Raw genomic sequence first — 501 nt, 5'->3', positions numbered from 1 at the left:
AACGAAGACAACGCACATCAGAACGCCGACCTCTACGGGCACGGGAGCTCCGCGCCAGAGGAGAAATGACGTGTTCACGAAAATCTGAAGGACCATGACCATAGCAATGGAATTGCCTGCGAGGGAAAGCGCGCGGTGGACGACATGGAGCACCTGCACGCTGCAGAAGCACTTTCACTGGTTCGACAGAATGTCAGCGGGGTCACGCTCGTTGCTGAAGCCCTGATGGAGCACGGGACACTTGAAGGCGAACCGCTTGCTCGGGTGCTCGAGAAGGTGCGGCAATGTGCGACGATGCGTGATGAGGTGCAGCCCACCCATTATGCAGTGCCCACAACGCGAAATAATTTGAGATGTCTGGATTCAGGATCAGTGGAGGCCGATTCCGGAATGCGGACCAGCGATTCCGGATAAGGAAAAAGCGATTCTGCCAGCTGAAGAATGCATCTCCACGTGCAGGCAAGGCATCTCACTTTAAAATAAATTGAGATCTTCGGATTC

The 501-nt window shown here is 54.5% G+C and carries 1 protein-coding gene; it reads left to right on the top strand.

The annotated features are described in order from the left end of the window. Positions 1-135 precede the first annotated feature (135 nt). Positions 136-414 carry a hypothetical protein gene (locus WA367_RS18215; protein WP_336057917.1) on the top strand — a complete coding sequence of 93 codons (279 nt, stop codon included), beginning with the start codon at positions 136-138 and terminating at the stop codon, positions 412-414. Positions 415-501 lie beyond the last annotated feature (87 nt).

Origin of the sequence: Nitratireductor sp. CH_MIT9313-5 (assembly GCF_037029545.1) — a bacterium.
Taxonomy (GTDB): domain Bacteria; phylum Pseudomonadota; class Alphaproteobacteria; order Rhizobiales; family Rhizobiaceae; genus Chelativorans.
The sequence above is the reverse complement of the archived record's forward strand: the minus strand, read 5'-3'. Positions and strand labels throughout refer to the sequence as shown.